Source organism: Halochromatium sp. (assembly GCF_046541315.1).
Lineage (GTDB): Bacteria > Pseudomonadota > Gammaproteobacteria > Chromatiales > Chromatiaceae > Lamprobacter.
On sequence record NZ_JBKHDN010000135.1, the window covers coordinates 1 to 7686 of the forward strand.

Genomic DNA, 7686 nt, shown 5'->3' on the forward strand with positions numbered 1-7686 from the left:
GAGCCGAGCGACACGGCTCACCAACGCGGCCAGTGCGCGCTCAGTGGCTCGGTGGGGATGCCCAACTGGTCGATACCGGCGAGCACCGGCGCGGGATCGGGCGTCAGCCCGAGCAGCCACACCGTCGCCCCCAGCAGCAGCAGCGACCAGGGCCAGGCGCGCAGGCTGAGCGGCTTGAGCGCGGTGCCGAACGAGCGTTTCACGCGCCGGCCGAGCAGATCGACGCTGGCGATCTCGTCCAGGGTGAGATGGGTCAGGTAACCGAGCAGCACAAAGCCGCCGGCCAGCCAGGCCAGCAAGGGCTCGACCTCCAGCCAGAGGTCCGCCACCACGGTCGTCGCCAGCGCCAGCACGATGGCCATCAGCAGGGTATGCCAGACACCGCGATGCACGGTCAGGCGCGCAAACCCCCAGCGCAGCGGAAAGGCGACCAACAGGCTCACGCCGACCCAGACCGCGATCTGTTCGAGCACGCCCACCTCGATCGGCACATGGTCGGCAACCCGGAACGCCGCCATGAAGCCAAGGACGATGCCGACGCTGTTGAACAGCGCGCGCACCGGTTTGGAGTCGTCGGCGTCGATATCCGGCAACAGGCTGGCCGTGGTGCCGACGACGAACAGGACCTGGGTCTCGGTGCTGTTGACCAGGCCCTGGCCATAGGCGGCGAAGGCCGCGATCCCGGAGATCAGGGCGCCACCGCTCAGATGCTCGCGGAAGTTCGCCATCAGCGCCCCCGGGCCTGCCGGATCGCGCCGATGCGCGCTGCGCGCAACCGCTGCGGGATCAGGGCCTTGGGCGCGGTCGCCTGGGCGATCGCGGCGGCATCGACGGCGCGCGCCGCGCTCGCCAGGCGGCGCATCAGCGCGGCCTGCGGATAGGCGCGCGCCTCGTAGCCGGTGCGCCCGCGGAAATCGGCCTCGCAGGCGATCAGCATCTGCTCGAAGCGCTCGGGGCGACGAAACAGATCGACCGCGTCGAACAGATCCTGGATGGTCGCGGCGCGCAGCTCGTCGACCTGATGCACCTGGCCGTGAAAACGGGCGGTGATCCGCGCCAGTTCGCCATAGCGTTTCGGCACCCGCAGCCGCGCGCAGACCTCGGCCAGCAGGCTGACGCCGCGCGCTTCGTGGCCATGATGGCTGGGCAAGATCTCGGGCGGAGTGTTGCCCTTGCCGAGATCATGACAGAGCGCCGCGAAGCGCACCTCGGGCAGCGGCGAGAGCCGCGCGGCGGTGTCGAGCACCAGCATCGCATGCACCCCGGTGTCGATCTCGGGATGCCACTTGGCCGGTTGCGGCACGCCCCAGAGCCGGTCCAATTCGGGCAGCAGCCGTTGCAGTGCGCCACAGGCGCGCAGGGTCTCGAAGAACGCCGACAATCGCGCGCCGGGGCGCTGCTCGCCGAGCACCTTGGCGAGTTCGGCCCAGACCCGCTCCGGCACCAGCGCATCGACCTCGCCGGCCGCGACCATGCGGCGCATCAGGCCCAGCGTCTCATCGGCGATGCGAAAGCCGAGCCCCCAGAGCCGGGCGGCGAAGCGCGCGATGCGCAAGATGCGCACCGGGTCTTCGCCGAAGGCTGGCGAGACATGGCGCAGGCGGCGCTGCTCGAGATCGGCGCGACCGCCATAGGGGTCGATGATGCGACCCTCGGCGGTCTCGGCGAGCGCGTTGATGGTCAGGTCTCGGCGCTCGAGATCCTGCTCCAGGGTCACCTCGGGATCGGCGTGAAACACGAAGCCGTGATAGCCAGGGGCGGTCTTGCGCTCGGTGCGCGCCAGCGCGTATTCGTCCTTGGTGTGGGGATGCAGAAACACCGGGAACTCCTTGCCCACGGGCAGGAAGCCCCGCTTGAGCATGGTCTCGGCATCGGCGCCGACGACCACATAATCGCGCTCCTCGACCGCGAGCCCGAGCAACCGATCGCGCACCGCCCCGCCGACGAGATAGGTTTCGAGTCCAGAGGTTGCAGAATCGCTCATAACAACGGTTGCAGGATGGCGTCGATCATCGATAACGGCCTTGCATGATGCCAGCCGCGCAAGGGTCGGCACGATCGCGGCAATTCTCGTAAAATGGGGCTTTCCTGGCTAGCATTGGATCCGCATCATCCCATGGCTCGCATTCTTGGCCTCTTGTTCCTGCTCGCCGTCGTCGCCTACGGCATCTGGCCCTACTCCAGCCTGTTTCGCATCAACAGTGCGCTGCAGGAGCCCAATGCCGAGGCCTTGGCGCCGTTTGTCGATCTGACCGCCATCCAAACCCATTACAAGACCCGCATCGGGCGCGGTATCAGCGGTTTCCTGCCCCCCACCGAGGATCAGGACCAGACCGAGGCCGAGCAGGTGATCGGCTGGCTGACCGATAATCTGAAGCGGCTCGGCGACGCCGCCTTGGAACAGGCCATCACGCTCGACTGGGTCCGCACCACCTTGCTCGATGCCGGTCAACGCGCCGATGCGCAGAGCAGCAGCTTCGTCGGCGCGATCGATTTCGCCTTCTTCGAGTCGTGGGACCGCTTCGTCGTGCGTTTTGGCGAGATCGGCGAGCATCCGACCTTCGTCATCCTCAGCCTCGAGGAGGGCGAGTGGCGCATCACCGATATCACCGGCTAACCACCAAGCATCTCGCGTAACCTCTTGGAGCTGATGACAGGATGTGCATGATTCCAGCGGTTCCCGGTGCCTCGCACCTGGGGCCTTTGCTCGTATCGGGCTTGCTCGTATCCGGAGGTCGAAGCCATGTCCCCGCGTCCGCTGTCTCGCTTGCTGTCCGTCGCGCGCTCGGCCATGCTGGCCAGCGCCCTGCTGTTGCTCGCCGCCGGCGATGCCGTGGCATTCAAATGCATGCCGCTCTACGGCAATTGGTGCGGCATCAACCATCCGAGTCATGGTTGGCCACCGCCGGTCGATGCCTTCGATGCCGCCTGCATGCGCCATGACCTCTGCACCGCGCACCCAGGCCCCGATACTGCCTGCGACATCGCCTTCCTCGCGGAGCTGCATGGCATCGCCGCGCAGGTCGGCTATCTGCCGCGACCGCTGCAGTGGGCCGAGTACGTCATCCGCATCAAGTCCGGCGGTCCCTGGGGCGGGATGCCGATGCCAATGCCCGGCGATGCCATGGGCCTGATGTCGAGCCTGGCCGCGCCCTGCTGGTAGCCAGCCATCCCCGGCGGCGGGTCGTTCACCCTAGCCGCCGACGAGCATGGCCATGCGCACCAGCTCGGCGAGGGAGTCGGCGCGCATCTTGTCCATCACCCGCGCGCGGTGGACCTCGACCGTCTTCGCGCTGACGTTGAGCGCGGCGGCGATCTCCTTGTTCGATTTTCCGTCCGTCACCATCGCCATGACCTCGTGCTCGCGCGGCGTCAGCTCCGCCAGGCAGGCGGCAATCTCGGCCTTGCGCGCCTGGAGCGCGCGATGCCGTTCGTCGTATTCGAGCGCCTTGCGGATGCTGTTCAGCAACTGCTCATCGTCGAACGGTTTCTCGATGAAGTCGACCGCGCCGGCCTTCATCGCCTTCACCGCCATCGCCACATCGCCGTGGCCGGTGATGATGATCACCGGGATGCGGATCGCGCGCCGCCCCAGATACTCCTGCAATTCGAGCCCGCTCATCCCCGGCATGCGCACATCCAGCAGCAGACAGCCGGCGCGCCCGGGATAGTAGGCATCGAGAAAGGCATGCGCCGACTCGAAGGTCTCGACCCGCATGCCGACCGACTCGATCAACCACTGCAGCGAGCCGCGCATGGCCTGGTCGTCATCGACGACGAACACGGTCAGATCCTGGCTCATCCGTGCGCACCCCCGGCGCCTGGTTGCTCGATCAGATTCAGCCGGCGGGCATCGGTCAGGCCCAACGGGCTGGACGGATCGCCGGCGTCGAGTCCATCGGCCGCCACCGGCAGCTCGACCTGAAAGACGGTGCCCACCCCGGGCTCGGATTCGGCGCGGATGGTGCCGTCGTGGTCCTCGAGGATGGTGAGACTGATTGGTAACCCCATGCCCATTCCGGTCTCCTTGGTGGTGAAGAAGGGATCGAACAGATGACCCATGCGCTCCGGCGGAATGCCGGGGCCATTGTCGCGCACCCGCACCAGGGCGCGCGTATCCAGCCGCTCGGTGCCGATCAGCAGCGTGCGCGCGCCCGGCGGGCGCTCCTCGAGCGCGTCCAGAGCATTGCGCACCAGGTTCAGCAGCACCTGCTCGATCTGCACCAGATCGACATCCACTGGGATCGCCTCCTCGGCCAGCTGCTGCTCGATCAGCATCTCCAGCTTGGTGGTCTCGAACTCGACGAAGCTGCACACCTCGCGCACCAGCAGGTTGAGATCGACCACCGAGCGGATCGGCTGCTGCTTGCCGACCAGCGCCCGCAGTCGCTTGATGATCTCGCCGGCGCGCTGCGCCTGCCCCGAGATATGCGCCATCGCATCGACCAGCGCAGCGCTGTCGCCCTGACCGCTCTTCAGCCGGCGGCTGGCGCCATTGGCGTAATTGACGATCGCCGCCAGCGGCTGGTTGAGTTCATGCGCCATGCCGGTCGCCACCTCGCCCATGGTGCTCAAGCGGCAAACGTGGACCAGCTCGGCCTGATGCTGACGCGACTCCTGCTCGGCGCGGCGCACCGCAGTGATATCGCGTGCATAGATGTTGACATAACCGAGTTCCTGGATCGGCACGAACAGCAGCGAATAAATGGTACTGCCGAGATCATCCTCATGCTCCTGGGTTGCACCGTCGGCGAGCGCTGCTCGCACCTGCTCGCACCAGCGCGCCGGCAGCGGGCCGCCCGGCTCGCTCTCCCAGGCCTCGATCAACGCGCGGCTGGCGGCGTTGGCATAGACGATGCGGGCGGCACCGTTGACGCGCAAGATCGGGCTTGGACTCTCGCTGGCGAAGCGGGCGAGGCCCTTGATCTCGCGCTCGGCCTCCTTGCGCTTGGTGATGTCGTGGATGTAGAGCGTATACACCGGCTCGGCATCGAGCGCGATCGGCACGATCGAGACCTCGATCGGGAACCGCTGCGCGTCGGCGCGCAGCGCGCGCAGCTCGGTGCGCGCATGGGGGGAACGCTCGCCGAGCGGGCCGCGACGGCTGGAGTCGCGCAGCAGGCCGATGAAATGGGCGCGGTCATCGGCGGCGACGAAGGCGCGCGCGAAGTCGGTGCCGATGATGGCCGCGCGATCGAAACCCAGCATGCGCTCGGCGGTGGGGTTGTAGTCGATCACCGCGCCGGTCCGGTTCAGGGTCACGATGGCATCCAGCGAGGCCTCCATGATCGCCGCCTTGAGCGCCTCGGTCTCGCGCATCTCGTGCTCGTGCTTGCGCCGCATCTCCTCGCGCGCGCGCAGTACCAGCGAGGTGAAGTGCTGCATCCATTCCTCCAGCAGCAACAGCTGGTTGCCGCCGACCTCGAAGCCCGGCTGGGCGATGCCGAGCGCCCGCTGCGAGAAGCGCGTCATGCGCTTGAGCACCTGGTTCAATCGCGCCGAGACCAGATAGATCACCAGCGTGAACACGGCGATGAAGACCAACGCCGCGATCAGGCGCTGCTTGCGCTCGAAATCGATCACCTTGTCCGACATCTTGGCGACGATCCGCTCGGGGATGAAGGTCGCGAACAGCATGTTCCAGTTCGAGCCCTCATAGGCCGGCAAGGACTGCGAGGTGACCTGATACTCATCGCTCCATGCGCTGAGCAAGCTGCCGGGTAGCAGCCGCCGCGGCTCGTTACTGGCGAGGATGCGTTGCTCGTCGGCATCGATCAGCGCCACCGCCGAGCGATCCGCCGAGAAGCTGCCCTCGGAGGCGGCGAGAAACGCCGCGTCCACCGGCACCAGCACCACCAGGCTGCCCATGGTATAGCCGCTGGCATCCTCGACCCGATCGCTGACCACCAGATAGGGCCGATCGTCGAAACGCGCGAGGATGCTGCGCACCTCGTCGGGGCCGCCGAGCCACTGACCGAGATCGCCGGTCAACTCCTCCGGTAACGGCTTCTCGCCGGCCTGATAGACCTCGCGCACCAGCCCGCCGGTGTCGACCAGGAGCACATGGCTCGGCGCCAGCAAGGCATTGCGGCCGAACACATCCGGCAGCCAAAAGGGCCGAAAGCCCGCATAGACCACCGGATCGACGTCCTCGCCGGGGAACCAGAACAACGGCTCCAGGTATTGCGCCAGGCGCCGATGGTTGGCCAGCAGGCGCGTCGTTGCCGCATAGTTGGTCATGTACTGATCGAAACGGATCAGACTCTCGCGCGCGCGCAGATCGAGCCGCATCGAGAGTTCGCGTCCAAAGATGCGCTCGACGGCCTTGCTCTGCACCTGATCGAGCACGACCCAGACCGCGAGCCCGACGATCAGGCCGATCAGGATCCCGCCCACCGGCATCGGCAGTCGGCGCAGGAGATGGAGCAACGTGGGTTTGATGCGGAGACGGGGCACTGAGCAACCCGAATGGTGAGGCGAGGCACGAATGTTGGGAGACAGTCTAGCCCATTCACGGCCGGCGCTAGCCAGGGCGTCGCGTCTCTGGTTAAGGTAGCGGCACTGATGAGCGACGATCGATTCGATGAACCTTTGAGCCCATGACCGATCTTTCCCCGTTTCGCAGCCCCGGGCTGCCGCGCCGCCTAGCGGCGATCCTCTATGACCTGCTGCTGCTCGCCGCCGTGCTGATCATGGCCGCCTCCGTCTACACCATCGCGGTAGTGAGCCTGACCGGCGCCGATCTCACCCAGGGCAGCGCGCGGCTGCTGTTCCAGCTCTATCTGCTGCTGGTGATCCTGGGCTACTACCTGTACTTCTGGACCCACGGCCGCCAGACGCTGCCCATGCGGGTCTGGCGGCTGTTGATCCTGCGCGCGGACGGCGCACCGCTCGGCACGCTGGATGCGTTGCGCCGTCTCGGCTTCGCGCTGCTCACCCTGGCGCCGGCCGGGCTCGGGCTCTGGTGGATGCTGTTCGACCGCGACCAGCAGACCTGGTACGACCGCCTGGCCGGCACCCGCACCCTGCTGCTGCGCAAGGACGCCGACCGGCACCGCTCGACCGCGGAGACCGACTGATGCGCTTCGAGATCATCCCCGTCACCGCGTTTGAACAGAACTGCACCCTGCTCATCTGCCCCATCGCCCAGGAAGCCGCCATCGTCGACCCAGGCGGCGAGCCGGCGCGGATCCGCGCGGCGCTGACGCGCAGCGGCGCGACGCCGCGCATGATCCTGCTCACGCATGGGCACCTCGATCATGTCGGCGCCGCGCCGGCGCTCGCCGCTGAACTCGGGGTTCCGATCATCGGCCCGCAGCGCGCGGATGCCTTCTGGCTCGAGGCCCTGCCACAGCAGGCGCAACTGTTCGGCTTCCCGCCGCAGGCCGCGTTCAGTCCCGACCAATGGCTCGAACAGGGCGACCGGCTGACGCTCGGCGAGCGCCGACTCGAGGTGCTGCACTGTCCCGGCCACACGCCCGGGCATCTGGTGTTCGTCGACCGCGCGGCCGGCTTGGCGCAGGTCGGCGACGTGCTCTTTCGCGGCGCCATCGGCCGCACCGACTTCCCGCGCGGCGACCACGGCCAGCTCCTGCGCTCGATCCGCGAGCGATTGTTTCCGCTCGGCGACGCGGTGCGCTTCATCCCCGGCCACGGTCCGATGGGAACCCTGGGCGAGGAGCGGCG

The 7686-nt window shown here is 67.5% G+C and carries 8 protein-coding genes; 4 read left to right on the top strand and 4 right to left on the bottom strand.

The window, feature by feature from the left end; translation table 11 throughout:
- Positions 1-17: 17 nt before the first annotated feature.
- Entirely contained in the window at positions 18-728 is a 711-nt protein-coding gene (locus tag ACLFQI_RS09645) for a metal-dependent hydrolase (RefSeq protein ID WP_410758860.1), read from the bottom strand.
- Entirely contained in the window at positions 728-1984 is a 1257-nt protein-coding gene (locus ACLFQI_RS09650; RefSeq protein ID WP_410758862.1) for a multifunctional CCA addition/repair protein, read from the bottom strand. The genes ACLFQI_RS09645 and ACLFQI_RS09650 overlap by 1 nt, the downstream gene beginning before the upstream one ends.
- 132 nt (positions 1985-2116) lie before the next feature.
- On the opposite strand from ACLFQI_RS09650, the gene ACLFQI_RS09655 reads away from it, so the two are divergent.
- Both ACLFQI_RS09655 and ACLFQI_RS09660 read left to right on the top strand, forming a co-directional pair.
- Complete coding sequence (locus tag ACLFQI_RS09655) at positions 2117-2617, top strand: DUF2939 domain-containing protein (protein ID WP_410758864.1); 501 nt, start codon at positions 2117-2119, stop codon at positions 2615-2617.
- Positions 2618-2743: 126 nt separating this feature from the next.
- Positions 2744-3163 carry a hypothetical protein gene (locus ACLFQI_RS09660; protein WP_410758866.1) on the top strand — a complete coding sequence of 140 codons (420 nt, stop codon included), beginning with the start codon at positions 2744-2746 and terminating at the stop codon, positions 3161-3163.
- A 30-nt stretch (positions 3164-3193) separates the two neighbouring features.
- Here the strand turns inward: ACLFQI_RS09660 and fixJ are convergent, their stop codons facing one another.
- Positions 3194-3802 carry a response regulator FixJ gene (gene fixJ / locus ACLFQI_RS09665; RefSeq protein ID WP_410758868.1) on the bottom strand — a complete coding sequence of 203 codons (609 nt, stop codon included), beginning with the start codon at positions 3800-3802 and terminating at the stop codon, positions 3194-3196.
- Positions 3799-6429 (bottom strand): ATP-binding protein, encoded by a 2631-nt coding sequence (locus tag ACLFQI_RS09670; protein WP_410758870.1) that lies wholly within the window; start codon positions 6427-6429, stop codon positions 3799-3801. Before ACLFQI_RS09670 ends, fixJ begins: the two co-directional genes overlap by 4 nt.
- Before the next feature lie 170 nt (positions 6430-6599).
- On the opposite strand from ACLFQI_RS09670, the gene ACLFQI_RS09675 reads away from it, so the two are divergent.
- Together ACLFQI_RS09675 and ACLFQI_RS09680 are read left to right on the top strand one after the other, a co-directional pair.
- Positions 6600-7079, top strand: a complete 480-nt coding sequence (locus ACLFQI_RS09675) for an RDD family protein (protein ID WP_410758872.1) — start codon at positions 6600-6602, stop codon at positions 7077-7079.
- Positions 7079-7686 (top strand): MBL fold metallo-hydrolase (locus tag ACLFQI_RS09680; protein ID WP_410758874.1); only part of this gene is annotated, 608 nt, incomplete at its 3' end. The genes ACLFQI_RS09675 and ACLFQI_RS09680, both read left to right, overlap by 1 nt.